1 protein-coding gene is annotated in these 471 nt (G+C 57.5%); it reads right to left on the reverse strand.

Annotated features, from left to right (window positions below):
* Positions 1–34: 34 nt before the first annotated feature.
* A partial coding sequence (locus OO306_RS28100; RefSeq protein WP_265970390.1) for a hypothetical protein occupies positions 35–471 on the reverse strand: 437 nt, incomplete at its 5' end.

A 471-nucleotide genomic window follows, 5' to 3' on the forward strand; every position in this document is an offset into this window, starting at 1 on the left:
GAGAGTTTGGTCTCATTGGCACAGAATTGTGAGGTTAGAGAGGCGTGCAGGGAGGTTTTTGTACACCCAGACAGTGGAGTACTACCACTGTGTCTCTGGCACAGTAATACACAGCGGTGTCGGCGGCTGTCACGCTGCTCAGCTTCAGGCTGAACTGGTTCTTGCTTCTGTCCACGCTGCAGGTCACTCTGGACTTCAGGCTGGGGTTGTAGTAGGTCGAGCCGCTGTGGTAGATGTAGCAGATCCATTCCAGGCCCTTGCCAGGGGGCTGTCTGATCCAGGACCAGCTGTAGCCGCCGCTGCTGATGCTGCCGCCGGACACGGCACAGGTCAGGCTCAGGGTCTGGCTGGGTTTCACCAGGCCGCTGCCGCTTTCCTGGAGCTGCAGCTGACACTGGACACCTTTTAAAATAGCCACAAGAAAAAGCCAGCTCAGCCCAAACTCCATGGTGGCGGCGGTACCAAACTCTC

This window comes from Pseudomonas sp. DCB_AW (assembly GCF_026240895.1).
Lineage (GTDB): Bacteria > Pseudomonadota > Gammaproteobacteria > Pseudomonadales > Pseudomonadaceae > Aquipseudomonas > Aquipseudomonas kermanshahensis.